The following is a 26479-nucleotide window of genomic DNA, read 5'->3' on the forward strand; positions in this document are numbered from 1 at the left end:
CTGTGAAACAGCACGATACTGATATCATCATCGCCGGCGGGGGGCTGGCGGGAGCCACCCTGGCGCTGGCGCTGGCGCGAACCCTGCCGCAGCTGCGAGTGACGGTGGTGGAAGCATTTCCGTTGTCTCCGGAGGCGCTGCCGGACAGCTACCAGCCCAGCTATGACGCCCGTTCAACGGCGCTGGGCTGGGGATCGCGGCTGATATTTGAAGAGCTGGGGCTATGGCAGCGCCTTGCTGAACACGCCACACCAATCCGCCATATCCACGTATCGGATCGGGGTCACTTCGGCGCCACGAGGCTGAACGCCGCCGACCACCAGCAGGAAGCCCTGGGTTATGTCGCAGACAACCGCTGGATGGGTTTGTGCCTGATGCGGGAACTGCTGCACACCAACGTGGTCTGGCAGGCGCCAGCGGAAGTGACGGACATGGAGCCCCTTGCGGACGGTGTAAGAGTGACGCTTGGTGCCGACAATGGCGGGCGACAACTGACCGCGCAATGCCTGGTGGTAGCTGACGGCGGCCGTTCCGGTCTGCGGGAAAAGCTGGGGTTTCGGGTCGATGAGCAGGCCTATGGCCAGCACGCGCTGATCGCCAACGTCTCCACGAGCCAAAGTCACAACTATACCGCCTATGAACGCTTCACCGATGCCGGGCCGATGGCATTGTTACCCCATGGCTCACCAACCCGGGCGGGAAACACAGCAGCCCTGGTCTGGACCCTTGCCAGCGATGCTCTCGACGAGCTTCTGGCGCTGGATGACACCCAGAAGTGCCAGCGCCTGCAACAGCGTTTTGGCTGGCGCCTGGGGCGGTTTACCCGCATCGGCGAATGCAACCATTACCCGCTGACCCTGAAAACCGTGGATGAGTCCGTGCGCCCCGGCGTTGTCCTGGTGGGCAATGCGGCTCATGCCCTGCACCCGGTGGCGGGGCAGGGGTTTAACCTGGCGCTGCGAGGGCTGATGGTCCTGGTGGAGCAGTTCCGGGTAGCAGCACAGGAGCAACGGCCGCTGGGCAGTCTGGCGGCTCTGAAAGCCTATCAGGCCCGCCATCGCCGGGATTGGCAGCAAACCGTGCGGTTTTCCGATTCACTTATCCAGCTTTTTGGCGCTCATCGGCCTCTGGCGACGACCGCCCGCGATGCTGGCCTGATCGGGCTCGACCTGTTACCCGGGGCCAAGCGCTGGTTTGCCCGCCAGGCGATGGGGCTGGGCGGCCGCCGTGCCGACATCCGCGCTCCCGGCGCCTCCTCAACGGAACGCAGCAACCATGACTGAACAAGCGAATTTCGACATCCTGGTGGTGGGCGGCGGCATGGTAGGCTCGGCTCTGGCACTGGGATTGTCGCGTCAGGGCTGGCGGGTCGGTCTGGTGGAGGGCAGCGAGCGCAAGGCGTTGCTGCAGGCGCCTGCGGAAGCCACCGGGGTGGACGGTTTTGATCCCCGTGTCAGCGCCATTTCAATAGCCAGTCAGCGACTGCTCGAACAACTGGGCGTGTGGGCGGATATTGCCGCCGGTCGCCACTGCCCCTACCAGACCATGACGGTCTGGGACGGGGACGGCACCGGCCGCATTCAGTTTGAAGCCGCGGAGTTGCGGGCGCCGGCGCTGGGGACTATTGTCGAGAATCGCCGGATCGTGCAGGCGCTGTTTGCCGCGCTTGCCGATAGTACTGTTGAGCTGATTGACGGCGTCAGGGTCAGCGGCTGGCGTCAGGAGGGCGATGTTCGCGGGATCCGGCTTGAAGACGGTCGCACTTTGACCGCCCGCCTGGTGGTGGCCGCCGATGGCGCGCATTCACGCCTGCGCCAGTGGGTGGGGTTGCCAACCCGGGAATGGGATTATGACCAACAGGCCATTGTCTGCACGGTGCAAACCGCCCGCAGCCATGGGTTCACTGCCTGGCAGCGATTTTCGCCCACCGGGCCACTGGCTTTCCTGCCCTTGTTGACGGAATCCGGTGATGAACATTTCTGCTCCATCGTCTGGTCCCAGGACACCGAAGAAGCCCGCCGGCTGATGGCACTGGACGACAACGCTTTTAAGGCAGAACTGGAAAGGGCGATAGAACAGGAGCTGGGAGCAGTAGAGGTGGTTTCGCGCCGCTATGCATTTCCATTGCGCCAGCGCCACGCCAAGGACTATATCGCCAGCGGATTCGCACTGGTGGGCGATGCGGCCCACACCATACATCCTCTGGCCGGGCAGGGCGCAAACCTGGGCTATGGCGATGTCCGCGTCCTGCTGGATGAACTCTACCGGGCCCGAAAGGTGGGCACGCCCCCTGACCACGAACGGGTGCTGGCGCGCTATCAGCGTCGCCGAAAAGGCGAGAATCTTGCCGTGATGGCGGCCATGGAGGGTTTCAAGCAGCTGTTTGGCAGGGATGAACTGACCGCACGCTGGCTGCGCAATACCGGCATGAACTGGCTGAACCAGCTCGGTCCTGTCAAGAACCGCATCGCCGCTGAGGCCATGGGGCTTGACTAGGCGCCAGCATCAAACAGGCGACTGACCAGAACCGGCACCGCCGTTTCCACTCTCAGGATGCGACTGCCAAGATGCACGGCTTCGCACCCGGCCTCGATCAGCTTATCCACCTCGTAGGGAATAAACCCGCCTTCCGGGCCCACGCACAGCGTCGCCGGCCCTTCGATATGGGTCGGGCAGGGTGAGCTGGTGCCGGGGTGGGCGACCAGCGCGCGGGTGTTTTTCAGCAGCGCAGGCAGTTCATCTTCCACAAACGGCTTGAACAATTTGCGGATATGAACCCGCGGCATGAGAGTGTCACGGGCCTGCTCCAGGCCGAGTACCAGATTCTCCCGCAGGTTTTCCTCTGACAGCCAGGGCGTCTGCCAGAAGCTTTTCTCGACCTTGTAGCTGTTGACCAGCCAGATATCCTTGACGCCAAGGGTGGCACAGGTCTGCAGAACGCGGCGGAACATCTTGGGCCGTGGCATGGCCAGGACCAGGGTGAGAGGTAGCGGCGCCGGTGGCGGATCGGTGAGTTTCACCTGCAGGAGGGCCTCGGTCTCAGTGAGCCGTAGCACCCGGCCCGTGCCCATCTCGCCGTCCACCAGACCCACCGGAACCAGGTCACCTTCAGTGGCCTTCAGAACAGAATGCAGGTGCGCCAGCCGGCGCCCGGCCAGTAAGGCGTGGTCAGCCGCGACAAAGTCTTCCGTGAACAGTAACGCCAGGTTCATTCGCCAGAGGCTTCAGTGGCGTCCGGGTCCTTTACTTCGCGCCGGGCGAGCCGGCCAAACAGGATGCCCAGTTCAAACAGCAGCCACATGGGCAGCGCCAGCAGGGTCTGGGAAATGATGTCCGGCGGGGTCAGCAGCATGCCGATCACGAAGCAGCCCACCACAATATACGGCCGCTTCGCCGCAAGGTCTTCCGGGGTGGTGGCGCCGGTAAGAATCAGCAGGATAGTGGCGATGGGTATCTCGAAGGCAATGCCGAAGGCGAAAAACATTTTCAGCACAAAATTCAGGTAACTGGTGATGTCTGGCAGCTCGACAATCCCTTCGGGGCCGATGGCGGTGAAGAAGCCGAACACCAGGGGAAATACCACGAAGTAAGCGAAAGCCGCGCCCAGGTAGAACAGGATCACCGAGGTGAACAGCAGCGGAAACGCCAGTTTCTTTTCATGGGCATACAACCCCGGCGCGATAAAGCTCCAGAGCTGATAGAGGATCACCGGAATTGCCACGAATACCGCCAGCACCAGAGCCAGCTTCAACGGTGCGAAGAACGGCGAGGTGATGTCGGTGGCGATCATGGTCTGGCCGACCGGAAGCAGATCCCGCAGGGGTTGTGATATCAGCAGGTAGAGTTCGTTGGCGAACGGATAGATGGCCGCAAAACAGATGATCACCGCCAACACCATTTTCAACAGGCGGTTACGCAGCTCCAGCAAATGCTCGACCAGTGGCATTTCCGGTTGCGTTTCGTCTGGGCCTTGGGTGTTTTTGCCGTCAGGCTTGGTGGTCATGAACGGTTATCCGGGGGGCTGTCCTGGTGTTTCTGGGAGTCTTCGTTGTGCTTGATCTCGGGCTCTGCCGGCTCGGCGACACGCCGGGTGGCAGGTGCCGACCGCTGCGCGGGTTTCTCGTCGTCGGAGAGAATCATGTGTTCGTATTTTTTGGCCTCATCCAGGGCGCCACGAACCGACTTCTGGACATCGTCCAGACCAACGTCGCCGGCTTTACGCAGCTCCTCCCGCAACTCTTCCGCCTTCAGTTGGCGGTCGAGCTCCGAGGAAAACTGGCTGACCATACGCCGGGCGCCACCAATCCAGCGCCCGGCCGCCCGTGCTGCCGTGGGCAGACGCTCGGGGCCGAGAACCAGTAACGCGATGACGCCGCAGATCAGCAGCTCGACAAAGCCAATATCAAACATTCAGCCCGTCTCAGCTGTGGGACTTGTCCCGTGGCTTTTCTTCGGCGCTGCTGGCCTGGTAGGCCTTGGCGTCGGCATTCTCTTCTTCGATGGCGTCCTGGTCTGCATCCTTTTTGCTGTCTTCATCGCTCATGGACTTCTTGAAACCACGAATGGCGCCGCCCAGGTCACTACCGATGTTGCGGAGCTTTTTGGTTCCGAACAGAAGAATAACAATGCCGAGTACGATTAGGAGTTGCCAGATACTGATGCCCATGCCGGGACCCTCGTTGCTATATTTCTATTATGTTTCTGTTAAATCCGATTGTACGCCACATCGGGGGGCATCCGGAAACCCTCTTCAGAGGTATCTCCGGTCATTTGCCACGCGACGCCTTCTCTTCAAGGCCTGAAAGGTCAAAGCGGCTGGCCAGTTCGTCGAGCACGTCTTTGGGGCCCAGGCCCAGGCGCGACAGCATGACCATGCTATGAAACCAGAGATCTGCGGTTTCATAAACCACATCCCGGGTTTCGCCCGAGTGCTCCGCGTCCTTGGCGGCCAGCAGAGTTTCCGTACACTCCTCTCCCACCTTTTCCAGGATCTTGTTAAGGCCCTTCTGGTGAAGGCTGGCAACGTAGGAGGTGTCCGGGTCCGCCTCCCGGCGGGCCTCCAGCACCCGGGCCAGTTGTTCCAGAACGTCACTCATTGCTGCTGCCTCCCAGTTTGTTGCCATAAATTGCCTTAGGGTCCCGGAGAACCGGCTCGACACTTGTCCATTGACCATTTTCCAGCCGGCGGTAGAAGCAGCTGCGACGGCCGGTGTGACAGGCAATGCCGCCTTTCTGTTCGACCTTGAGAAGAATCACGTCCTCGTCACAATCCAGCCGTATTTCCGCAATAATCTGCTGATGGCCGGAGGTTTCGCCTTTGCGCCACAGTTTACCCCTTGACCGTGACCAATACACGGCCTGCCCCTCTTCAGCGGTCAGCCTGAGGGACTCGGCGTTCATCCAGGCCATCATGAGGATATCCCCGGTGGTGGCATCCTGGGCGATGGCAGGCACCAGCCCGTCCGCGTTCCAGCGAATCTCTGCCAACCAGTCGTGGCTTCTGACTCTAGCTTCTGAATCTTGCATTTATATGACGTCCATCAGGTTTTGCGTGCGCTGCCGGCAATCAGCCAGGTAGCTGCAGCCAACAGGGCCCAGCCGTGGGCCGGCATGGTCTGTGCAATGGTGGCCAGGTCGTGGTCGATGCTCAGCCAGGCTACCCCAACCAATGCGGCGGCTGCCAACCCCCGGCGCCAGCGCCGCTCTTCCCGGGCACGGTTCTCCCGGAGCAGTTCCAGTGTAGCGCGGCTGGACTGGCCGTTGGAGCCGGAATTGCGCAGCTGTACCAGCGCATCGTGGACCAGCTGCGGCATCTCGGGCGACTGTTCCAGCCAGGCGGGCAGATGGGTCTGCAGCGACTTGATCAGGCCGGAAGGGCCGATACGCTTGCGCATCCAGGTTTCCAGGAAAGGCTGCGCGGTGCTCCACAGGTCGAGCTCCGGGTAGAGCTGGCGCCCCAGGCCCTCGACATTCAGCAGGGTCTTCTGCAGCAACACCAGTTGTGGCTGCACTTCCATGTTGAATCGCCGCGCTGTCTGGAACAGCCTCAGCAGGAAGTGGCCAAAGGAAATGTCCTTTAGCGGCTTTTCAAAAATGGGCTCGCAGACGGTACGGATGGCGGCTTCGAATTCGTTGACTCGGGTGTCCGCGGGCACCCAGCCGGACTGGATATGGAGCTCCGCGACCTGGCGATAGTCGCGACGGAAAAACGCCAGCAGATTGCGCGCCAGGTAGCTCTGGTCGTCCGGGTCAAGGGTACCGACAATGCCGAAATCGACGGCGATGTACCTCGGATCCGCCGGATTGCTGACGTCCACGAAAATATTGCCCGGATGCATGTCGGCGTGGAAAAAACTGTCCCGGAAGACCTGGGTGAAGAAGATCTCCACACCTTTCTCCGCCAGGACCTTCAGGTTCACACCTGCTGCCTGCAGTGCCGCAACGTCAGCAATGGGAATGCCGTAGATGCGTTCCATGACCAGAACCGACTTGCGGGTATAATCCCAGTCGATGTAAGGAATGTAGATCAGCGACGAATTCTCGAAATTGCGCCGCAGCTGGCTGGCATTGGCCGCTTCCCGCTGCTGGTCCAGTTCGTCGTGAATGGTGGAGTCGTAATCTGCCACCACTTCCACCGGATGCAGCCGCCGGCCTTCGGACCAGTACCGTTCCAGCAGGCCGGCCATCATGTACAGCAGGGACAGATCCTGGCGGATGACACGCTCGATGCCGGGGCGTATTACCTTGACCACCACTTCCCGGCCGTCCCGCAGAGTGGCGGCATGGACCTGGGCCACGGAGGCGGAGGCCATGGGTTCGCGGGAAAACTCGGCAAACAGCTCTGCCACCGGTGCACCGAGGGATTTCTCGATGATGTCCTGGGCGGCTTCGCCGGGGAATGGCGGAACCTTGTCCTGCAGATTCTTGAGAGAGAACGCCATGTCGTCCGGCAGCAGGTCCCGGCGGGTGGAGAGAATCTGGCCAAATTTGACGAACACCGGCCCCAGTTCCTCGAGGGCCAGGCGCAACCGGTCACCCCGGTCGAGCTTGGGTTGCGGGAACAGATGCCAGGGCGCCAGCAGGAAAAACAGCTTCAGCGGGACAGGCAGTTCCGCCATTGGCAGAAAGATATCCAGCCGGTACCGGCAGAATACCCAGGCAATGCGGAACAGGCGTTGCAGGCGCTTCACGAGGTCTCCGGTGGGTCTTGTTGATCGGTGTTTTCCAGCCGTGCAATCCTGGCTTCCAGGCGTTCGGTCTGCAGGTGCAACCGGTCGATATCCGTGAAGGTAGCCTCAAGTTCCCTGCGGCCGGGCAGGCTCTGGCTTTCCTCGTGGATGTATTCCTCAAGGTTGTCGTTCAGCGAAGCGAACGCCCGCCTGCTCCAGCGCACGGCCCCGCGAACGCGCTGACCGATGAAGTGGGCAGGCACATCGCCAATATAGGCCGCCATGGCCGCTTCCCAGTCCGGGTTGAGCTGGTCTATGGCACGCTGGAACTGATGCGCCAGGGCGGTGTCGCCGGTGACCTGAATGCGCCCTTCCTTGAACACCTGGTCGTCACCGGTTGCCAGGGCGGCAAAGGCCATGGGCCGGCCAGACAATATCAGCGCCGGAGATTCGACCGGTTGACTGGTCACCTGAACGCGGTCACCGGCCTGCTGCAACACCAGGGTGAGCCCCACAGTCTCCAGCGAAAACTGTACCGGCCCCGTCAGTGCGGACATCAGTGCCCCTTTGCCCGCCGGGTCCAGCTCCAGGGCGCGGTTGAGGGCACTCTCGACGATGGCGGTAACGGCGGACATCAGGGTAGGGCCAGGAAACATCAGGGCTTGATTCCGACGTGCAGGGCGACCACGCCGCCGGTCATGTTGTAATACTTGCAGTTCACCAGCCCGGCCTCTTCCATCATTGCTTTCAGGGTATCCTGGTCCGGATGCATGCGGATGGACTCGGCCAGATATTTGTAGCTGCCGGAGTCGCCGGCAATCAACTGGCCCATCAGCGGCAGGGCGTTGAACGAGTACACATCGTAGGCCTTGCTGAGCAGCGGATTGGTGGGTTTGGAAAACTCCAGCACCATCACCTTGCCGCCCGGTTTGAGGACCCGGGTCATATCCCGCAGAGCCTGGTCCTTGTCGGTGACATTTCGCAGGCCGAAGGCAATACTGACGGCGTTGAAGCTGTTGTCCGGGAATGGCAGGTGTTCGGCGTCCGCCTGGACGTACTCGATGTTGCCGGCATAACCACGGTCCATCAACCGGCCACGACCGACCTGCAGCATAGAGGCGTTGATATCGGCGAGCACCACCTTGCCGGCAGGACCAACAAGATCGGAAAACTTCATGGTCAGGTCGCCGGTACCGCCGGCAATATCGAGCACCTGATGGCCTTTGCGCACCCCGGAAAGCTCAATGGTGAAGCGTTTCCAGAGACGGTGAATTCCCATGGACATGAGGTCGTTCATCAGGTCATATTTGCCCGCCACTGAGTGGAATACGTCCGCTACCTGGCCGGCTTTCTGGCTTTTGGGCACGTTGCGGAAGCCAAAATGGGTGACGTCGTCTTTCGGGGCGCCTGATTGCGGCTGGTTGGCCGACGATTGTTGCTCGCTCATGACTTTTTCCTGGTATTCACTCATGGCTGGGTCCTGTCAGGATCTGAACCCCGTATTCTAACGCCTGCGGGGGTGGCTACAAGTTTAATGCCGCCTTACACTGTAAAACTGTCCCCAATTTGCGGAGAAACCCGATCCATGTCCGTTATTGATGTCCATCGCGCCCATTCCCTCGACAAAGACCACGCCCGCCAGGCGGCCGAAACCCTGGCCAGGGATCTGTCCAAGCAGTTTGACGTGAATTACCAGTGGGAAGGCGACCATCTGAAGTTCAAGCGCAGCGGGGTGAAGGGACACCTCAATCTCACCGCCAGCGATCTCCATATCCATCTGGAGCTGGGGATGATGCTACGGCCGTTCAAATCCCGCATCGAGCAGGAAATCCATTCCCAGCTGGACCAGATTCTGAAGGCCTGAGCGAAGGTATCCCGCTAAAGGTCACCCGGCAGCTCAAACGGCTTTGGGTGGCCTTTCAGAATATTGTCCATCACCTTTCTCTCCCTCGTCACCAGTCGGTCGATGAGCAGTTCCACATCATTCATTTTGCGGAAGGCGGAATAGCCCCGATGCAGGAAGCTGTGCAGGTCGCTCAGGTCCGCCATTTCCGCTGGCGCCCTGCTCATGGATAGCAGCCAGCCCAGGGTGCGGTTGCGCACGTAGCGATCCAGTTGCTGACCTACCTCTGCTACCAGGGTGATCTGGCGTTCGCGATGGGCCATGCGCTGGCTGCTGCGGAAAACCTGGCAATAGTTATCACTGGTCAGTGCGTCCGGTGAGAAACCCTGGTGGTGGCAAAGCTCAGCCAGCTCCAGATCCAGCTGCTGGGTAATCAGGTTAAGCTCGACCAGTCCGGCAAAGGTATCCAGCAGGTTGTCCGGCAACCACTTCACCATTTTCGGGAAGACCCGGTCGATGTTGTCATCGCGGCGGGTCATGCCGGCAGGGGCGTACAGGTCTGTTAGCAGGAATTCCAGGCCGGTGTGATAGCCCGGGTGTCGGTAGAGGTCCCCATGGGTGTCTTTGAGCCGCTGCGCCTGCCAGTCCGCAATCAGGAAGGTGTGTTCCAGCAAGGGGTGGGCGGCCTTGTGCTGGCGAAAGTCGTGGTAGTCCAGCAACAATTGCTGCAAGCGGCGGGCGCTGCTGGATTGGACGCTGGTGGCGACGAGGCGCTCACGATACATGGGGGTGTGGCTCCACTAAACCTGCGATCGAAGCGGGCCAGTTTAGCGGAGCCGAAACGATTGTGCAGCAACCTCAGCCGTGGGCGATAGCCGGCAGGGTTTCAAAGCCTGGTACCCATTCCTTGCTGTCGAGCGTGATGAAATGGCTGGGGGCCTCGGTTTCAACAATGCGCATGGTGGTCGGGCTCTGGCGGGCACTGGCCAGCATGGCCTGGCGATCCAGAATACGATCCACGGCGGGGATCAGGAAGGTACCGTAACGCACGTTGTTGTAGACGCTTGCGTCTGTCCGGCCCATCCACTCCATCAGGTCCTCGATGTTACGAACAATGGTCAGGTGATCCTTGGTGGCGGAAAACAGTTTGCCCAGCAGCTGCTTCTTGCGTGGATTCATCTTGCCGAAAAAGGTCTGGCCGTAGGCAGACGACGGCGCGCTGTTGATCAGGCGGATCAGCCACGGCCACATGCCATGGCTTACCGGTTCCAGTATGGCGGTCACCAGGGCGGAAAGCCGGCCATCCGGGAGCACCGGGGCTTCCAGTACCACTTCCACGTGTTCAAACAGCTCCGGACACTGATTGATAGCCTCCAGAATGACAGCGCCACCGCGGGAATGACCGTGCACACGGATATTGTCGGTACTCGGCAGGTTTGCCAGTGCCTGGTTCAGAATGCAGGCGTCGTATTCAATGGTGCCTTCCATGTGTTCAATGGGCGCTTCCCAGTCCGGAGACTCGGGCGTTACTCCATTGACCGGAATGTGGTAATTGCTACAGGTAAGCAGGATCAGTTCGGTAGTGGGTGCATCGTAGGCCTGGGTGAAGTAGCAGTGGTTCTCCAGAAAGCCGTGTACGCCGATAACGGTCTGTTCCGCCTTGCCACTGTGATTACGGACAGAAACAGCGCCGGTGCCGACACGGTAAACGTGCCCCGAGAACATTTCGGAGTAGGCGCTTTCTATCGGTTTTATCAGTTTGCGTACATGACTCGCTTTCATAACTGGTCTCCTCCAGCACCCCGCGTTCGCCTCTTATTGGTTTTTATCGGTGCAGGTTGTTCAATTATACGCTCGGTTGCGGCCAGCAGACTTTTGACGAACCGAGCGCAAAGGCATATCGGGTGCCTCATAACCATTTCATCAATCGTTATTACCAGTATATAGGTGAAAGGTTGCCCCCGTGTAATTTTTTGTGAGTGGGTGCCGCGAGTCCTTATATGGAGCCATTGGTGCTTGTCTGGCACAATGCACGGTCATCTATTCACTTCTCACTGTATTGACCCGGGGACAGACAGGTTTGAGTCAAAAGGAATCGCATCTGCTGTTGCCTGTGGATTCAGCCTGGCTGGCCCTCGAGCGACCGGAAAACCCCATGACCATCACGGTCATGCTGCGGGTGGAAGGACTGACGGCAGCCCGATTCCGGGAATTTCTGCGCACCTATTGGCTGGCCTGGGAGCGCTTTCGCTTCATGCCCGTGCGTCGGGCTCCGGGCTGGTGGTGGGAAGAGGATCCGGTTTTCTCGCTTCATCATCACCTTGAAGTGATTACTGGCGAGCTTGACCGACAGGCATTACAGGGCTGGGTGTCTGCCCGCCTGAACCAGCCCCTGCCCGCTTACCGCCCGCTCTGGAAGTTCTGGCTGCTGCCCGAAGCCGAGGGTGGCGCCGCGCTGCTGTTACGAATGCATCACTGCTACGCAGACGGTCTCTCCCTGCTGGGCATATTCGAGCGTCTGTGCCCGCCGTCACCACGGCAGGCGCCGGTGCTGTACGGCGCGCCGGAACAGGCCGATGCCGGGCGTTGGGGGCGCGCTGCCAATGCCTGGCTGCGGGAGCTGACCGCCAGTGAGGTGCCTCAGGCCGAAGCCGGGTCCGGTGAGGACATTCCACGCAATGGTGGAACGGCCGGTCGCAACGGGCTGGAAAGGGCCACCTGGAAAAGCCTGAAGCTGGTTAACGAGCTCAGCCAGTTGCTGGTGGAACCGGAAGACACCGACTCATCGCTCAAACGCTCGCTGCTGGGCAGGCGGCAGTGCCGCTGGTCGCCACCGATCGCGCTGGACCGTTTTCGCCACATTGCCACGGTCACCAGCGTCACCATCAACGACGTTCTGCTCAGTTGCGTGGCCGCGGCGGTCCGCAAGCGGCTGGTGGCTGACAATACCGACATGGATGAGGCGGTACTTCATGCTGCGGTACCGGTGGATATTCGCAGCCGTCTTCCGGAGGGAATAAAACCCGAGCCCGGTACCATGGGCAACTACTTCGGAACCGTGTTCGTGCCCTTGCCAGTGGACGGTGAAAGTGCCCTGGAGCGGCTTTTCCGCATCAAGCATGAAACCCGTAAACTCAAGAAAAGCTGGCAACCGGGGCTGTCTTGGGCGCTTGCGGGCAGTGCCTCTCTCATCCCCGAGGCCTGGCGTCAGCCGGTTGCGGATGTGTTCTATGGCAAAGCCAGCGCAGTGGTCTCGAACGTGGCAGGTACCCGGGATGAGCGCTATCTGGCCGGGTGCCGTATAACGGAACAGATGTTCTGGGTGCCCCAGGCGGGCGACATCGGGCTAGGGGTCAGCATTGCCAGTTATGCCGGCCAGGTCCAGTTCGGTGTTGTCGCTGACGAAGCCATCATGGTCGACCCCGAAACCTTCCTTGACGATTGTCTGCAAGAGCTCGATTGCTTCCCCGCCTGACGGGTATTAATCCCAAAGTCCTGTTTCCGACGCCTCCTAAAAGATCAGAAAACCTGCTCCCTTGGCGCATGTTCCACTCCCTCCGCTTCGCCGACTATTGAATTCAGGCGAGAGAGTGCGCCTGAGCAACCGGTAATGACCCGTTGCTCAACACCCAGATTCAATAAAAACCGGGGGAGTTATGAACAACAACAATTTCAGAAAGTCAGGGCTTGCTATTGCGATGGCGGCTGCCATGGGGGCAAGTACCGGCGCCAACGCAGCAATCGAATTATATAGCGAAGATGGAACCAGTTTTTCTGTGGATGGTTATTTCAATGCCTTCTACGTTTCACGTGATGACGACTTGTCCGGAAATTCGGACTCCACGGTAAAGATGGGCTTCCTGCCCAACACCATCGGATTCAACTTCGCCAAGGACATGGGTGATATAGTCCTCGGAGGCCGGTCATCATTCTGGACCACGATCAATGACTCAATGGACAACCCGACGGATACCGCCATCGATGTTCGTCAGTTTTATGCAACTGCTGATGGTGACTTTGGCCAGTTGCTGATTGGTAAAGACTTCGGACTGTATGCACGCTCCAACATCTTTCTGGATGAAATCCTGATGGGCTTTGGTTCTCCGGGTCTCTCATCCGGGGGTGTCTCCTTTGGTAACATCCGCACCGGCTATCCCTATCCGACACCAAGCGCGCAGATTACTTACCGGGCGCCGGCCATGGGTGGGCTGAACATTGCGGTCGCAATTATGGAGCCGGCTTCAACGACCAGCGACCCTAACCCGACAGATCCTTTTAACAATGATAACTTCCAGGAAGCGCCTCGCTTTGAATCTGAAATCAGCTATGCAACCTCTCTTGGCGGCGTAGATCTCACAGCCTGGTTGAACGGTCGTTATCAGAAGTCGGAGACTGAAAGTACCAATGAGTCCATCACTACAGAAGCCCTTGGATATGGTGTAAAGGCCTCAATTGCAGGGTTTTCATTCCACGCATCGGGATTCACTTCCGAGGGAGATAACCCTGTTCTTTTGATAAATGCACCGTTAGCCAGTGAAGAGGATGCGGACGGCTTCCTTGTTCAGGGTTCCTATAGCTTTGGAGCTAATCGTGTGGCGGTCTCCTACGGCGAAACGGATGCAGATGCAAACGGACTTGGGGCTGCCGGGCTTGGAGATTTCGAAACCGAGAACACTACGATTGGCTTCTTCCACGACGTAAACAGCAACTTCAAGCTGGTTGCTGAATACAACATGTTTGAGCAGGAAGTAAAATCCTCAGGTGCTGAAGCGGCCGATATGGACACCATAGCCGTGGGGGCGGTTATTACGTTCTGATCGCAGGCGACAGGGCGCAGGGAAGCGACTCTGTCTTGTTTCAGGGTAAGACTAAAGTGCCGGTTTGCGTCCCCGCAAACCGGCAGCGCTGGCAGGCATTGATTCAGGAGGTATTTTAATCAATGGCTTACGATCATTTTGGCGCTCCCATTAAAAGCACTGAAGTCGCATTGGCTGCGTTTGCAAAAGCCGTAGAATCGGTGGAAAGACACCCGGTTGCGGAGCGTGCATTCATGAAGCCAGCCACTACACTGCCTGCCGTCCGGGTAGCCAGTTCCTATGTACGCGATCCCATGCTGGCCGCTACCAACCTTGCCAGCCAGCTGAGTCACGAGAATCTCGGTTGTGTGCTGTTCTTCTGTTCCGCGGAATACGATCTCGCGCGCCTGGGCGTTGCGCTGGAGCACGTGTTTGCCGGCGTTCGGGTCAGCGGTTGCACATCGGCCGGCGAAATCACGCCAGAGGGTTATGGGCGGGGCTGCATCACCGCCATCGGCTTTGACCGGCGCTATTTTTCCATCGACTGTGCGCTGATCAGTGAACTCGAGAGCTTCACCCTGCAGGACGCCCAGGGCTTGATTGACGGCCTGCTGTCGACCTGTCGCGAGGCCCGCCTGGCACCGGTAAAGGGCAATACCTTTGCCATCACCCTGCTGGATGGTCTGTCGAGCCGGGAAGAGCTGGTACTGGCCACTCTCAATGCTGCCCTGGGTACCATTCCCCAGTTCGGCGGTTCCGCCGGCGACGATGAACGCCTGGCCAATACCCATGTATTTTTTGACGGCAAGTTCCACACCGGCGCGGCCACGGTGATGCTGGTGAACACGCCGCTGGATTTCCGGGTGTTTTCCACCCACCACATGCAGGCGCGGAGCGAGAAACTGGTGGTGACCCACGCCGATGCCAAGAGCCGCACGGTATACGAACTGAATGCGGAACCGGCGGCCGAAGCCTATGCCCGGGCCGTTGGTGTGACGGTGGAAGCGCTGGATCGCAAGATCTTTGCCCTGCGCCCCATGGCAGTCCGCATCGGCGGGCATTATTTCGTGCGCTCGGTGCAGCGGGTAAACGCTGACAACAGCCTGACCTTCTACTGCGCGGTGGAAACCGGGATCGTGATGACGGCCATGGAGCCGGGGTCCCTGCTGGACAGCGTACGCACCCAGATTGAGGCCTCCGAGCGCGTGGTCGGGCCACCCCTGGTCACCATTGGCTGTGACTGTTTTTTACGGCGTCTGGAGGCGGAGCTGACCGGTGTGGCCGATGAGGTCTCCGATTTCCTTCGCCACCACAAGGTCATTGGCTTCAACACCTATGGCGAGCAATTCGATGGCATGCATATCAATCAGACGTTCACGGGGGTGGTAATTGGTCAGCCTGATGCCGGTTACGGAACCAACTGACGCTGACCCTGACAGCAGCAGGGAACAGCGTATTGCGGAGCTGGAGGCGGAGAACGAACGCCTGCGGAAAATCCGCGATGCCCTGATCGTGCGGGTGGAATCGGGTTCGGCCCACAAACCCGAGCCCTATGCGGTGTTCGAGCACTCGGTGGTGCTGGCGGAGCAGGTGCGTGAACGCACCGAAACCCTGAACCAGACCATGGACGAACTCAAGGGCAGCAACAAGGCCCTTCATCGCGCCCGCGAGGAAGCTGAAACCACCCGCCAGCGCCTGGTCGATGCCATTGAAAGCATCGCCGACGGTTTTGTGCTCTTCGACGAGCAACACCGGCTGATCCAGTGCAACAGCCGCTTCCGCAGCTATTGGAAATTCTCCGGCCTTGAGGTTCCACCGGCAGGCACGTCCATTGCCGAAGTCAAAACGCGTGCGATCGCTTCCGGGCTGATCGTGGAGGAGCATGCCAATGCCTCTTCGGAAGGCGTGGTGTTCCTGCTGTCCAATGGCCGCTGGGTTCAGATGACAGAAAGGCCGACCCGGGAAGGGGGACTGGTGGTGCTGTACTCGGACATCACCGACGTCAAGAACAGCGAAATGGCACGCCGCATCAAGGCGCTGGAGGAAAGCGAACGCTGGATACGCGTGGTCACCGACCATGTACCGGCATTGATTGCCTATGTTGGCGCAGATATGAGCGTGCAATTCTGCAACAAGGTCTACGAAGACTGGTACGGCCGCAATGGTGACTCCCCGCTGGGCAAGCATCTGTACGATATTCACCAGCCGGAGCTTTACCGGCGGCTTATGCCCCACATTCAGGACGTGCTGAAAGGCAACAGTGTCAACTTTGAATTCGAGGAAACCAACGATACCGGAGAGATCCGGTATATGCTCCGTGCCTATGTGCCGGACGTTAACGAGGAGGGTCGGGTGACCGGCTTCTTTGTACTGATCCGGGATATCACCGACCGTCGCAAAACCGCCCTTGCTCTTGAGCAGGCCTATGACGACCTGGAACGGCGGGTCAAGGAGCGCACGGCTGCCCTGACCGGGCTCAACGACCAGTTGCGCCAGGAAATCGATGAGCGCGCGGCCGTCGAGGCCCGGTTGCGGGACGCCAAGATGGACGCCGAGCGCGCCAATCTGTCCAAGACCAAGTTCCTGGCAGCGGTCAGCCACGACCTGCTGCAACCCCTGAACGCCGCGCGCCTGTTCACCAGCGCTCTGCTGGAGCACTCCTTCGGGCCCAAGGCGGAAGGGCTGGTGCGATCGGTGAGCACCTCGCTGGATGACGTGGAAAACCTGTTGGGTACTCTGGTGGATATCTCCAAGCTGGACGCGGGGGTTATCAAGCCGGACATCATGGCGTTCGACCTGAGAGACCTGCTCAACAACATCGCCCGGGAGTTCCGCCAGATGGCCATGGCAGAGGGCCTGACCCTGGATTTTGTGCCGTCATCGGCGGTGGTGGAATCAGACTCCCAGCTGCTGGCGCGCATTCTGCGCAACTTCCTGACCAATGCCATCCGTTACACCGGCACAGGTCGAATCCTGCTGGGTTGCCGCCGCGAGGGCGATCACGTGCTGCTGCAGGTGTGGGATACCGGCCCCGGCATCCCCCAGGACAAGCTCACCGAGATTTTCCAGGAGTTCAAGCGCATCCGCCCGGCCGGTTCGCAACCCGACAAGGGTCTGGGTCTGGGCCTGGCCATTGTGGACAAGATTTCGCGGATTCTCGGGCATCAGGTGACCGTGCAGTCCATCGAGGGCAAGGGCTCTGTTTTCAGCGTTAAAGTGCCTGTCGGACGGTTGCAGCCGAAAAGGCGGACACAGGATGAAAGCCGGATGGTGTCAAACGATGGCGGTCTGGGTGGTGCCATAATATGGGTGATTGATAACGATCACGCCATTTGCCAGGGCATGCAGACACTTCTGGAGGGCTGGGACTGCCAGGTGGTTTCGGCGGTGTCACTGGAGGATCTGGAGCGCCAGCTGGATCCGGCACAGAGCCCGGTGGATCTTATTCTGGCTGACTATCATCTGGATAACGACGAGAACGGCGTGGACGTGGTGGCAAGCATCAACAGCCGCCGGCATTGCCCCGCGCCGGTGGTGATGATCACCGCTAACTACAGCAACGAGCTGAAGCAGCATATTCGTGAACTGGGCCATGTGTTGATGAACAAGCCGGTCAAGCCGTTGAAGTTGCGCAGTGCGATGAATCACCTCCTGAGGAGGTGATCTCCTACCGCTTCAGGTACTGACTGAAATCCACATCACTGGCCGACAGAATCGCCTGCACCCGGTTATGAACCCCAAGCTTGCGCAATATCGCCGACACATGGGCCTTTACCGTGGTTTCGGCGATATTCAGGTTATAGGCAATCTGCTTGTTGGACTCCCCCTTGGACATGCGTTCCAGCACCAGCAGCTGGCGCCGGGTGAGGGAATTCAGCAGTTCCGGTGAAATGGGGTTATCTTCATTGCGGCTGCGGCGGCTGGTGCTCTCTTTGCCGGTACGGATGATGTCCGAGGGCAGGTAAACGTTGCCGTTGAGAATTTGCTGAATTGCCTCGGTCATCTGGGCCCGGGGCGAGGATTTGGTAATAAAACCGCAGGCGCCATAGGTAATGGCCTGGAGTACCACCTGTTTGTCCTCTTCCGCCGACACAATCACCACCGGAATCGTGGGCGCCTCGTTACGGAGGGAGATCAGCCCGTTAAGGCCGTGCATGCCGGGCATGTTCAGGTCCAGCAGGATCAGGTCCAGGTCGTCGTTTTCCCGGGTAATTTCCACTGCGCTATCCAGGTCTGCCGTTTCTATGATGGTGCTGCCGGTGAATCCTGAGGAAATGACGCTGCTGATGGCTTCACGGAAAAGCGGGTGGTCGTCGGCGATGAGAATTTTGTAAGCCGGCTCCATGGATGGCTCCACCTGGTTGTTGTCATTATTCGGGGCTGTTTCCGATGCAGCATAGCGCTTTTCGGAAGAGAGTGCGGCATCGAGCTCGTTAAGCATAGCGGCCTCCTGGGCAGAGAAGCTTCCGGACTGGAAGCGGTTCTCTGTTTATTATTGTGATGATTTCATTACACGTTATCTGCGCCCCCGGTTGAATGCGACCATCGCACCAAAAAAGAGGCACCAAAGTACTATTCTTGCGCGGCAGCGGGCTTCGTATCGTGGAGGCATGAATCAACAACGAATAACAACGCCTGCCTCTGATCGATACGCTGCCAGGAGCCCCTTTTCCTGGTTGGCAATTCCCGTCCTGTTACTGGTATTTATAGTTGCAGAATTAACCCACGCCAGTGACGCAGGTGATTCCGGCGATAAAAGCCCCGCACCCCTGCCTGTGCTGTCCGTCAGTGTCCTGCAGTTCGGCACTGCCCACTGGGAGCTGGACCATATCCTGCACCGGGGGCTGGACCGACAGCAGGGCTACCGTCTCGAACTGAAGCTGGTTGCCAATCTCCCGGCCTCCCGCCTGGCCGTGACCAGTGGCTCGGTGAATGGCGCTGTGGCAGATCTGCTGTGGGCGCAGTCGCGATTCCAGGCGGGCACGCCTTACTTGTACGTGCCATTTTCCTCCCAGATCGGCGATATTGTGGTGGCCGAGGAAGCGCCCATCCGCTCGGTGGCCGACCTGGCCGGTAAGCGCATCGGCGTTGCCGGCGGGCCGGACAGCAAGGGCTGGATTCTGCTGCAGAAGGTTGCCGGGCAGCAGGGGGTCAGCCTGGATGACGCCGCCGCAGTCCAGTTCGCCGCGCCGCCCCTGCTGAGCCAGGCCCTGAAACGGGGCCAGGTGGATGCGATTGTCACCTACTGGCATTTCGCGGCCCGCCTGCGGGGCGAGGGTGGCTGGCGCTCCGCCTTCGGAATGGCGGACCTGTTGACGGCCATGGATCTGGACCGCAATCTGCCGGTGCTGGGGTATGTGTTTCCGGCGGGCTGGGCGGAAGATCACCGCCCGCTGATGGACCGCTTCGCCGCATCCCTGAGCCGGGCGAAAACGGAACTGGCTGAAGATGATTCGCACTGGCAGCGGTTGCGACCACTGATGGGCAAGCCGGACGAGGGCGTATTCCAGGCCCTGAAGGACGGCTTCATCGCCGGCACACCAGCGCCACTGAGCGATCAGCGGATAGCCGATCTGCATCGTTTGCTGGAACTCACCGGCGCCGACTCCGACAACCTGATGCCGGCCCACCTGTTCTACCGGAGGCAGCCGTGAGCCAGAGTCCAGGTCGCCCTCCGGCCTGGAGCTACTGGGTGGCGCTGCCCTCGTTTGTGCTGGTCTGGGCGGTGGTTGCCTGGGCGCTCAACTCCCCGCTGCTACCCACCCCCCTCAACGTGCTTGATACTCTGATGCAGGAATCCGCCTCCGGCGAACTCTGGCACCATCTCGGCGCGACCCTGGGGCGCGTTGTCGTGGCCTTTATCCTGGCGATGCTGTTGGGGACCGCGATTGGCGTCGTCATGGGCCGCTCCAGAACCACCAACGCTCTGTTTGATCCCATGCTGGTACTGCTGCTCAACCTGCCGGCACTGGTCACCATCATCCTGATGTACGTCTGGTTCGGCCTGGTGGAAGTGGCCGCGGTGATGGCCGTGGTCATCAACAAGGTGCCCAATGTGGCGGTGACCGTACGTGAGGGTGCCCGCAGCCTCGACTATCGCCTTGAGGAAATGGCCACCGTCTACGACTTTACCCGCTGGCAGCGGTTTCGCGAGGTCTGGGTGCCGCAACTGTTTCCCTACCTGATGGCCGCCACCCGCGGCGGGCTGGCCCTGATCTGGAAGATCGTGCTGGTGGTGGAGCTGCTGGGTCGCTCCAGCGGTGTCGGCTTTCAGCTGCACATGGCTTTCCAGGTCTTCGACGTGGCCGCCATTCTCGCCTACAGCCTGGCGTTCATTGCGGTGGTTCAGCTCATCGAACTGGCCATCCTGCAGCCCCTGGAACGCCGCTCCAGTCGCTGGCGCCAGCCGGAGGCGGCCCATGCTTGAACTGCGGATTGCCGGGCGCAGCTTCGGCCAGCCGGTGCTGGGGGAAGTTTTTGCCACCATAGAGCGGGGCGATCGCATCTGCCTGCTGGGGCCGTCCGGGATTGGCAAAACCACCCTGCTGAACGCCATCGCCGGGCTGGACAAGACCATTCCCGCGGAAGCGATCAGAGGCCGCGAGGCACTTCGGGTTGGCTATCTGTTTCAGGAGCACCGGTTGCTGCCCTGGCGGACGCTGAGTGCCAACCTGCAATTGGTGGGAGCAACACCTCAGGAAGCGGAAGCCCACCTGGCCAGTGTGGGCCTGAAAGGATATGGCCACTACCTGCCGGACCAGCTCTCCCTGGGCATGGCCCGGCGGGCAGCGCTGGCCCGTTGTCTTGCCGTGAAGCCCGATCTGTTGTTGCTGGATGAACCCTTTGCCTCGCTGGACCCGGTGATGGCGGGTGAGTTGAAGACGCTTATTGCGGGGATTCTCGATACCAATCCCGGAATGGCGATGATTTGTGTGACCCATGATGGGGGTGACGCGGAGATTCTGGCGAACCGGCTGTGGTATCTGGATGGCAAGCCGGCGCGGTTGCAATGGGATGACAGGGTTGGTGAGCCCGGACTTATCGATAGTTTGTTAGGGCGGCTTCGTCAGCTGGATCCTGCGGATTCCTGATCTGGTGCAAGACGATTAGCGGGCAGGGCTTTCCAAAACACGCTCAAGCACTTCCATGTGACGCTTGAGCTCCGCCATCCCTGGCTCCGCACAGTTTCGGAAAGCCCTGCCCGCTAATCGCCCCCAACCTTTAAGCAGGCTTTCCGCCGAGGATCTTGGTGCGCTGAGGACGGAATCCGGTCGTCGCGAGCAGTGCAAAAACAACCGTTACGCCTGCGGTTATCCCGAAGGCCATCGGGTTCCATTCCAGGTACAGGGAAAAGCGGATGGCCTCCACCGCGTGGGTGAACGGATTGAACTGGCAGATCCAGTACAGCCAGGGGCTTGCTTCGTTCATGCGCCAGAGCGGATACAGGGCCGATGACATGAAGAACATGGGGAAGATGACAAAATTCATCACCCCGGCAAAGTTCTCCAGTTGTTTGATCCAGGTGGCGATCAGCAGGCCCAGGGCGCCGAGCATCAGGCTGGTGAGAATCAGGGCCGGCAGCACCGCTAGATAACCCCACAGCGGCGGCTCCACATCCACCAGCAATGCCAATAGCAGGAATACATAAACCTGGCCGATAGACACCACCCCCATGGCCAGCAGCTTTGTCACCAGCAAAAACGGTCGTGGCAGCGGGCTCATCAGCAGCACCCGCATACTGCCCAGCTCCCGGTCGTACACCATGGAAAGCGCCCCCTGCATGCTGTTGAACAGGATGATCATCCCGCACAGCCCGGGAGCGATGTAGGTCTCGTAGGTGATGTAGGTCTGGTAGGGCGGAATGATGGAAATGCCCAGCACCGCCCGGAAGCCGGCGGCGAACACCACCAGCCATAGCAGCGGCCGAACCAGGGCGCTGGCAAAGCGGGTGCGCTGCTGCCAGAAACGCAGCCATTCCCGGGTCTGGATGCCCACGAAACAGTGCCAGTAATGCGCAGCTTTCATATCAACCGGCTCCGGTCAGGGTGTGGAAGGTTTCCGCCAGGTCGCGGGTGCCTTCGGCTTCGCAGATATCGTGGCCGGCGCCGTCGGCCAGTAGTTTGCCTTCGTGCAGGATCAGCACCCGGTCTTCCGGACGAACCTCTTCGATCAGGTGCGTGGCCCAGAGCACAGTCAGGCCATCGGAGTCACAGAGCCTGCGGACGTGATCGTTGAGCCCCCGGCGGCTGGCCACATCCAGCCCCACCGTGGGTTCGTCCAGCAGCAACAGGGAAGGTTCGTGGAGCAGGGCGCGGGCGATTTCTACCCGCCGGCGGTGGCCGCCGTTGAGTTTTCGCACCGGTTCGTTGGCCCGCTCCAGCAGCTGGAAGCGTTCAAGCTCGCGGTCGCCCCGACTGCGGGCCTCTTTGCGGGAAAGACCATGAAGGGCGGCGTGGTAGAGCAGGTTCTGGCGCACGGTCAGGTCCAGGTCCAGGGCATTCTGCTGGAACACCACGCCAATCTTGCGCATGGCCTCCGCAGGCTGCTTCTTCAGGGACTGACCGGCCATCAGCACATCGCCCTGCTGCAAGGCCAGCAGCCGGGTCAGCAGGCCAAAAAGCGTTGACTTGCCTGCGCCGTTGGGCCCGAGCAGGGCGTGAAAACCGCCGGAGGTCAGCGTGAAGCTGACCTCCTTGAGCACCGGCTTGTCGCCATAGCGAAAGCTGATGTTGCGAGCTTCAATGGTCATGAAGTGGGATCAATGACCACGCCCCAGGGATAGCGGCCTACCTTTATGGATTTGATCACCTTCATGTCCTCCACATCAATAACCGACACATCGCCGGACACCCCGTTGGTGGTGTAAAGAAACTTTTCATCCTTGTCCAGATCCAGCTGCCAGACACGGGCACCTACCAGCAGGTAATCCAGTACCTCGTAGGTCTGGGCATCAACGACCGCGACGTGGTTGGAAGGGCCCAGGGCTACGAAGGCATACTTGCCGTCGGAGGTGAGTTCGATGCCAACCGGCTGCACTCGGTCCTGTGGCACGCCCCTGATCTGGAAATCAATCTGCTTGATTTCCTCGATGGTCTCCACATCAAAGATGTGCACGGTGCCGCCGATCTCCGCCGACGCCCAGGCAATCTTGCTGTCTTTGGTAAACTCTACGTGGCGCGGACGCTGGCCTACCACGGTGTTCTTCTCGATTTCGAAGGTCTCGGTGTTGATCCAGTGCAGCATGCTGGAGGTTTCACTGGTGTTCACCGCCCACTTGCCGTCCGGGCTCACCGCCATGCCTTCCGGTTCCACACCCACATCAATCTGGGCCAGCACGTCTTTATTGGTCACATCCACCACGGTCACGATGGCGTCGTCCTCGTTGGCGATGTACAGATGCTTGTTGTTGGGGTGCAGGGCAAACTGCTCCGGGTCTTCACCTGAGGGCAGGGTATCAATGATCTTGCGGGTCGCCAGGTCCAGCACCTGCACGGTGTCGTCATCACTGGCACAGATATACAGTTTGGTGTAGTCCTTGGACAGCAGGATGCCGCGAGGGCGGGCGCCTACCTCAATGGTGTCCACCACTTCGTGGGTGTCCGTGTCGATGACCGAGAGGGTATTGTCCTTCTCGTTGGAGACGTAGGCGAGGCCTGCCAGCGCCGGGCCAGAAAAGCCGATGGCGGCTGCAAGAGCTGCAATTCTGAAAGCCTGTTTCATGGTCGGTGTTCCTTCTTGTTGTTCAGTGGGGTCAATGGATCTGGCAATCACTTTCCGGCTTGTCGTAGCCCAGGGTATCCAGTTCGGTCTCGGGATGCAGGAAGCCTTCCAGTGGCGGCGTCGCCACCAGTCCCTGGGGGTGAACCAGGGGAATCGGCTGGCGCAGCTGGCCGTTCCAGGGGCGGTAGGTCAGCTTGCGACCCTTGAAGGCGGCGAGCTGGAAATCGCCGGAGAACAGGTGGTCGTGAATCTCCGAATGGCCGGCGTCACTGAGCGTGGTGACGCTGGTGCCGATGGAGCGAATCGCTGCCCAGGCGGCGTAATCCTCACTGTTCATTTCGCGCCCGGCGAGTTCGCGGAAGCGGTTCTGCAACTGCGCCGCACCCCAGGCCTCGACCACCCGGTGCCAGGCCTCCGGCCCCATGCCCTGGGTGCCCACGACCGGGCGTGGCAGCCAAGTGTTGAACGGCACATACTCACCGAAATCACCCCGTACATCGGCGACCACCACGGCATCGTAATCACCGGCCTGGGTGAAGACGGGAAGCTCCTTGGAGGCCGTGCGGCGCAGGTCCGAATCAAAGGTCCAGGGCTTGTCGGCAATGATGTCCAGGCCAAAGCGCTTGCTGGAGCGGCGGAAGGCGTCCGCCCAGGCCTTGTCCTGATCGGTGGGGCCGGTAATCAGAAATACCTCCTTCCAGCGGCGCATGCTCAACCACTGGCCAAGGGCGTCGGTCAGCATGGCGTAGGAGGGAATGGTGTGCAGGACGTTGGGCTGGCATTCGCGGATCCGCAGGCCATCGTCCCGGGCGCCGGCATTGAACAGCAGTGCCCTGTCGCCCGCCTGCTTGGCCATAGCCTGCAGGGTGTCGGCAGGGACGCGGGTCACCAGCAGATCAACGCCGCTCTCCAGCATGCCGTCAAGGGCCGCCATGGCTCCGTCTGCGTCATTGGCAATGACAGATTCGAGGGTGTAGTTCTGGTCGAGAAACCGCCCGGTGGCGTTGTTATCGGCAATGCCCAGTTCTGCCCCTCGGAGGCCGGCGTCTTCCGGTTCCGGCGTCACATTGGACAGAACCGGCCCCTGGTCGGGCACCCAGTGGATGTAGCCGATGGTCACGTCGAGGGCCATTGCAGAGGTCGGTGCCAGCAGCCAGCCCCAGAGAGCTGAAGCGATCAGTAGCCTCCCTTTCAGATTCATAACGCGGTCCTTTCCCCGGTATTTGTTGTTCTTGCGTCCAGCTTAGAGAAGGGTGGTAGCCGTCGAAATATTCAGAAAGTAGGAAACTGACGGTACTAAAGAACTATTCTTCAGACCCCGCACGCAGTAACCGCTGCGGAACCTACTACCAAGGAACTAGAACGAAGGCGCGAAAGTGGCATTCTGATCGGGATGGCGTGTTCCTAGACTTGTTCAAGGTCGCTGGCAATGCATTCACAACAAACAGCCAGCGCACGGGGATTCAAACCAGAGGTGCAACAACATGTCAGTTTCTTCTTTTTCGTTAAAGGCCATCGTGGCTGCGGGCTTGCTCACCGCTGCCGGTCTGGCCATGTCCCACGGGGACGTTACTCCCCAGGAAGTGGACACCGGTAGTCTGCCCGACCTGGGCAAGGAAGCGCTGAGCCAGAACCCGTTTCGAGAAGGCAACGAACACGGGGACTTGCATGATGAGGCGGTCAAGGTGGGCGAGAGCGGCTACGCCGGTAACTGCGCGGTCTGCCACGGCATCCAGGCGATGTCCGGCGGGCTGACTCCCGATCTTAGAGAGCTGACGGAGTGGGATGATGAATACTTCATCGGCCGTGTCATGAACGGTACCGGGCGAGGCATGCCGTCGTTCAAGGATAACCTGGACCAGACCGCTATCTGGGCCATCAAGACTTACATTGAATCAGTCCCTGAGCCTATGTGACCGGCACACGCAGCCTGTTAGTCCATGGTATTTTTTCGGGAGGTGAGTGCATGAAGTCGGTTTATCGCTTTGGCTGGTCGCTGGTTGTTGCTCTGGTGTGCGTCTTCGGACCTGTCCAGGCCCAGGAATCCCGTTCCCTGATTCCGGACAGAACCCTGGATATCGTGCAGGACTCCGGCTACCTGAATGTCGGTATGTACCAGGATTTCCCGCCCTATTCCTACGAGGTGGATGGCGAGGCCAGGGGTGTGGACGCAGATCTGGGCCGCCGAATTGCCGAGGGGCTGGGTGTGGAGTTCCGTCCCTACTGGATTATCCCCGATGAAAGCCTGGGCGATGATCTCCGGAACCATATCTGGAAGGGGCATTATCTGGCAAAAACCCGTATAGCGGACATCATGACGCGGGTACCCTACGACAGCACCTTCAAGTACATGCGGGATTCCACCGGCGAGATGATCAACGAGCAGGTGGTTTTCGTGGGCCCCTACCAGCAGGAGCGGTGGCAGATCGCCTTTGACGAAAGCCGGCTCGACGGCGTGGAAACCATTGCGGTCTTCCAGTATCACCCCATCGGTGTGGAAGTCGACACGCTGCCGGCCACTTATCTTACCTCTGCTTTTGGCGGACGCTTGAGGGACCAGGTCCAGCATTACAGCAACATGGGTGCCGCCTTCGAGGCCATGGAGCAGGGAGAAGTTGTTGGTGTCATGGGTATGCGTGGGGAAATTGAGCACCAGCTTGAGGCTCACGCCGGCAATGGCTTTACCAAGGCAGGCAATGGCTTTCCGGGGATAACCAAACAGGTCTGGGATGTCGGGCTGGCGGTCCGTCATACCCACCGCGCCCTAAGCTATGCGGTGGAGGCAATTGTAGACCGCATGGTCCGCTCCGGCGAGATGGCAGAGCTCTTCGCCAATCACGGACTGTCTTACAGTCGTCCCGGCTACTACGACGCGATTCTCGGCCCCGAGGAGAGCGGCGAATAAGCAGTGACTGCCTGTCAGCCCGCCACGCGCGGGCTTTTTTAGGGTC

General features: G+C 60.1%; 28 protein-coding genes. 12 read left to right on the forward strand and 16 right to left on the reverse strand.

What is annotated here, in order from left to right; all coding sequences use genetic code 11:
• Window positions 1–2: 2 nt before the first annotated feature.
• Both ubiH and DIT71_RS01525 read left to right on the forward strand, forming a co-directional pair.
• Window positions 3–1283 carry a 2-octaprenyl-6-methoxyphenyl hydroxylase gene (gene ubiH, locus DIT71_RS01520; RefSeq protein ID WP_114611433.1) on the forward strand — a complete coding sequence of 427 codons (1281 nt, stop codon included), beginning with the start codon at window positions 3–5 and terminating at the stop codon, window positions 1281–1283.
• Window positions 1276–2496: a UbiH/UbiF/VisC/COQ6 family ubiquinone biosynthesis hydroxylase gene (locus DIT71_RS01525; protein WP_114611434.1), complete on the forward strand. Its 1221-nt coding sequence runs from the start codon at window positions 1276–1278 to the stop codon at window positions 2494–2496. The genes ubiH and DIT71_RS01525 overlap by 8 nt, the downstream gene beginning before the upstream one ends.
• Here DIT71_RS01525 and DIT71_RS01530 read toward each other — a convergent pair.
• The 9 genes from DIT71_RS01530 to ubiE all read right to left on the reverse strand — a co-directional run bounded on the left by DIT71_RS01530 (window position 2493) and on the right by ubiE (window position 8616).
• Window positions 2493–3212 carry a 16S rRNA (uracil(1498)-N(3))-methyltransferase gene (locus DIT71_RS01530; protein WP_114611435.1) on the reverse strand — a complete coding sequence of 240 codons (720 nt, stop codon included), beginning with the start codon at window positions 3210–3212 and terminating at the stop codon, window positions 2493–2495. The genes DIT71_RS01525 and DIT71_RS01530 overlap by 4 nt on opposite strands.
• Window positions 3209–4003, reverse strand: coding sequence for a twin-arginine translocase subunit TatC (tatC, locus tag DIT71_RS01535; RefSeq protein ID WP_114611436.1), 795 nt, complete (start codon window positions 4001–4003; stop codon window positions 3209–3211). Before tatC ends, DIT71_RS01530 begins: the two co-directional genes overlap by 4 nt.
• Window positions 4000–4410 carry a Sec-independent protein translocase protein TatB gene (gene tatB / locus DIT71_RS01540; protein ID WP_114611437.1) on the reverse strand — a complete coding sequence of 137 codons (411 nt, stop codon included), beginning with the start codon at window positions 4408–4410 and terminating at the stop codon, window positions 4000–4002. Before tatB ends, tatC begins: the two co-directional genes overlap by 4 nt.
• 10 nt (window positions 4411–4420) lie before the next feature.
• Window positions 4421–4666 carry a Sec-independent protein translocase subunit TatA gene (tatA, locus tag DIT71_RS01545; RefSeq protein ID WP_114611438.1) on the reverse strand — a complete coding sequence of 82 codons (246 nt, stop codon included), beginning with the start codon at window positions 4664–4666 and terminating at the stop codon, window positions 4421–4423.
• Window positions 4667–4766: 100 nt separating this feature from the next.
• Window positions 4767–5096 (reverse strand): phosphoribosyl-ATP diphosphatase, encoded by a 330-nt coding sequence (locus DIT71_RS01550; protein WP_114611439.1) that lies wholly within the window; start codon window positions 5094–5096, stop codon window positions 4767–4769.
• The gene (gene hisI, locus DIT71_RS01555) at window positions 5089–5526 is read right to left on the reverse strand and encodes a phosphoribosyl-AMP cyclohydrolase (protein WP_114611440.1); all 438 of its coding nucleotides are present in this window, start codon (window positions 5524–5526) and stop codon (window positions 5089–5091) included. Before hisI ends, DIT71_RS01550 begins: the two co-directional genes overlap by 8 nt.
• A gap of 14 nt (window positions 5527–5540) precedes the next feature.
• Window positions 5541–7190: a ubiquinone biosynthesis regulatory protein kinase UbiB gene (gene ubiB, locus DIT71_RS01560; protein WP_114611441.1), complete on the reverse strand. Its 1650-nt coding sequence runs from the start codon at window positions 7188–7190 to the stop codon at window positions 5541–5543.
• Window positions 7187–7825 carry a ubiquinone biosynthesis accessory factor UbiJ gene (locus DIT71_RS01565; protein ID WP_114611442.1) on the reverse strand — a complete coding sequence of 213 codons (639 nt, stop codon included), beginning with the start codon at window positions 7823–7825 and terminating at the stop codon, window positions 7187–7189. The genes ubiB and DIT71_RS01565 overlap by 4 nt, the downstream gene beginning before the upstream one ends.
• Entirely contained in the window at window positions 7825–8616 is a 792-nt protein-coding gene (gene ubiE, locus DIT71_RS01570) for a bifunctional demethylmenaquinone methyltransferase/2-methoxy-6-polyprenyl-1,4-benzoquinol methylase UbiE (RefSeq protein ID WP_114611777.1), read from the reverse strand. Before ubiE ends, DIT71_RS01565 begins: the two co-directional genes overlap by 1 nt.
• A gap of 138 nt (window positions 8617–8754) precedes the next feature.
• Between ubiE and DIT71_RS01575 the strand changes: the two genes are divergently transcribed.
• Window positions 8755–9033 carry a polyhydroxyalkanoic acid system family protein gene (locus tag DIT71_RS01575; protein WP_114611443.1) on the forward strand — a complete coding sequence of 93 codons (279 nt, stop codon included), beginning with the start codon at window positions 8755–8757 and terminating at the stop codon, window positions 9031–9033.
• 14 nt (window positions 9034–9047) lie between these two features.
• On the opposite strand, the gene DIT71_RS01580 is transcribed toward DIT71_RS01575, so the two are convergent.
• Both DIT71_RS01580 and DIT71_RS01585 read right to left on the reverse strand, forming a co-directional pair.
• A complete protein-coding gene (locus DIT71_RS01580) occupies window positions 9048–9797 on the reverse strand; it encodes an FFLEELY motif protein (RefSeq protein ID WP_114611444.1) in 750 nt (249 codons plus the stop codon).
• 73 nt (window positions 9798–9870) lie between these two features.
• A complete protein-coding gene (locus DIT71_RS01585; RefSeq protein WP_114611445.1) occupies window positions 9871–10794 on the reverse strand; it encodes an alpha/beta hydrolase in 924 nt (307 codons plus the stop codon).
• Between the two features lie 298 nt (window positions 10795–11092).
• Between DIT71_RS01585 and DIT71_RS01590 the strand changes: the two genes are divergently transcribed.
• The 4 genes from DIT71_RS01590 (at window position 11093) to DIT71_RS01605 (ending at window position 17471) form a co-directional block, all read left to right on the forward strand.
• Entirely contained in the window at window positions 11093–12487 is a 1395-nt protein-coding gene (locus DIT71_RS01590) for a WS/DGAT domain-containing protein (protein ID WP_114611446.1), read from the forward strand.
• Between the two features lie 181 nt (window positions 12488–12668).
• The gene (locus tag DIT71_RS01595) at window positions 12669–13829 is read left to right on the forward strand and encodes a porin (protein WP_114611447.1); all 1161 of its coding nucleotides are present in this window, start codon (window positions 12669–12671) and stop codon (window positions 13827–13829) included.
• A gap of 233 nt (window positions 13830–14062) precedes the next feature.
• The gene (gene nosP, locus DIT71_RS01600; RefSeq protein ID WP_406565093.1) at window positions 14063–15232 is read left to right on the forward strand and encodes a nitric oxide-sensing protein NosP; all 1170 of its coding nucleotides are present in this window, start codon (window positions 14063–14065) and stop codon (window positions 15230–15232) included.
• Window positions 15210–17471: a PAS domain-containing hybrid sensor histidine kinase/response regulator gene (locus DIT71_RS01605; RefSeq protein ID WP_114611778.1), complete on the forward strand. Its 2262-nt coding sequence runs from the start codon at window positions 15210–15212 to the stop codon at window positions 17469–17471. Before nosP ends, DIT71_RS01605 begins: the two co-directional genes overlap by 23 nt.
• 4 nt (window positions 17472–17475) lie before the next feature.
• Here the strand turns inward: DIT71_RS01605 and DIT71_RS01610 are convergent, their stop codons facing one another.
• On the reverse strand, window positions 17476–18153 hold the full coding sequence (locus tag DIT71_RS01610; RefSeq protein ID WP_114611779.1) for a response regulator: 678 nt from the start codon (window positions 18151–18153) through the stop codon (window positions 17476–17478).
• A gap of 424 nt (window positions 18154–18577) precedes the next feature.
• Between DIT71_RS01610 and DIT71_RS01615 the strand changes: the two genes are divergently transcribed.
• From DIT71_RS01615 to DIT71_RS01625, 3 genes are read left to right on the forward strand one after another with little or no spacing between them, the layout of a single operon-like run.
• Complete coding sequence (locus tag DIT71_RS01615) at window positions 18578–19462, forward strand: ABC transporter substrate-binding protein (protein WP_406565094.1); 885 nt, start codon at window positions 18578–18580, stop codon at window positions 19460–19462.
• Window positions 19459–20235: an ABC transporter permease gene (locus DIT71_RS01620; protein ID WP_114611450.1), complete on the forward strand. Its 777-nt coding sequence runs from the start codon at window positions 19459–19461 to the stop codon at window positions 20233–20235. Before DIT71_RS01615 ends, DIT71_RS01620 begins: the two co-directional genes overlap by 4 nt.
• Window positions 20228–20899, forward strand: a complete 672-nt coding sequence (locus DIT71_RS01625) for an ABC transporter ATP-binding protein (protein WP_114611451.1) — start codon at window positions 20228–20230, stop codon at window positions 20897–20899. The genes DIT71_RS01620 and DIT71_RS01625 overlap by 8 nt, the downstream gene beginning before the upstream one ends.
• Before the next feature lie 130 nt (window positions 20900–21029).
• Here DIT71_RS01625 and DIT71_RS01630 read toward each other — a convergent pair whose 3' ends face one another.
• Genes DIT71_RS01630 through DIT71_RS01645 form a run of 4 tightly spaced genes read right to left on the reverse strand, consistent with a single transcriptional unit; the run spans window position 21030 to window position 24729 of the window.
• A complete protein-coding gene (locus DIT71_RS01630) occupies window positions 21030–21833 on the reverse strand; it encodes an ABC transporter permease (protein WP_114611452.1) in 804 nt (267 codons plus the stop codon).
• Between the two features lies 1 nt (window position 21834).
• Window positions 21835–22557 carry an ABC transporter ATP-binding protein gene (locus DIT71_RS01635; protein WP_114611453.1) on the reverse strand — a complete coding sequence of 241 codons (723 nt, stop codon included), beginning with the start codon at window positions 22555–22557 and terminating at the stop codon, window positions 21835–21837.
• Window positions 22554–23528: a YVTN family beta-propeller repeat protein gene (locus DIT71_RS01640; protein ID WP_114611454.1), complete on the reverse strand. Its 975-nt coding sequence runs from the start codon at window positions 23526–23528 to the stop codon at window positions 22554–22556. Before DIT71_RS01640 ends, DIT71_RS01635 begins: the two co-directional genes overlap by 4 nt.
• A 31-nt stretch (window positions 23529–23559) precedes the next feature.
• Window positions 23560–24729: an ABC transporter substrate-binding protein gene (locus tag DIT71_RS01645; protein ID WP_114611455.1), complete on the reverse strand. Its 1170-nt coding sequence runs from the start codon at window positions 24727–24729 to the stop codon at window positions 23560–23562.
• 283 nt (window positions 24730–25012) lie between these two features.
• Here DIT71_RS01645 and pedF point away from each other — a divergent pair, with 283 nt between their 5' ends.
• Window positions 25013–25444, forward strand: a complete 432-nt coding sequence (pedF, locus tag DIT71_RS01650; RefSeq protein WP_114611456.1) for a cytochrome c-550 PedF — start codon at window positions 25013–25015, stop codon at window positions 25442–25444.
• 50 nt (window positions 25445–25494) lie between these two features.
• On the forward strand, window positions 25495–26433 hold the full coding sequence (locus tag DIT71_RS01655) for a substrate-binding periplasmic protein (protein WP_114611457.1): 939 nt from the start codon (window positions 25495–25497) through the stop codon (window positions 26431–26433).
• Window positions 26434–26479 lie beyond the last annotated feature (46 nt).

The sequence above is a fragment of the Marinobacter vulgaris genome (assembly GCF_003344045.1).
GTDB classification, from domain to species: domain Bacteria; phylum Pseudomonadota; class Gammaproteobacteria; order Pseudomonadales; family Oleiphilaceae; genus Marinobacter; species Marinobacter vulgaris.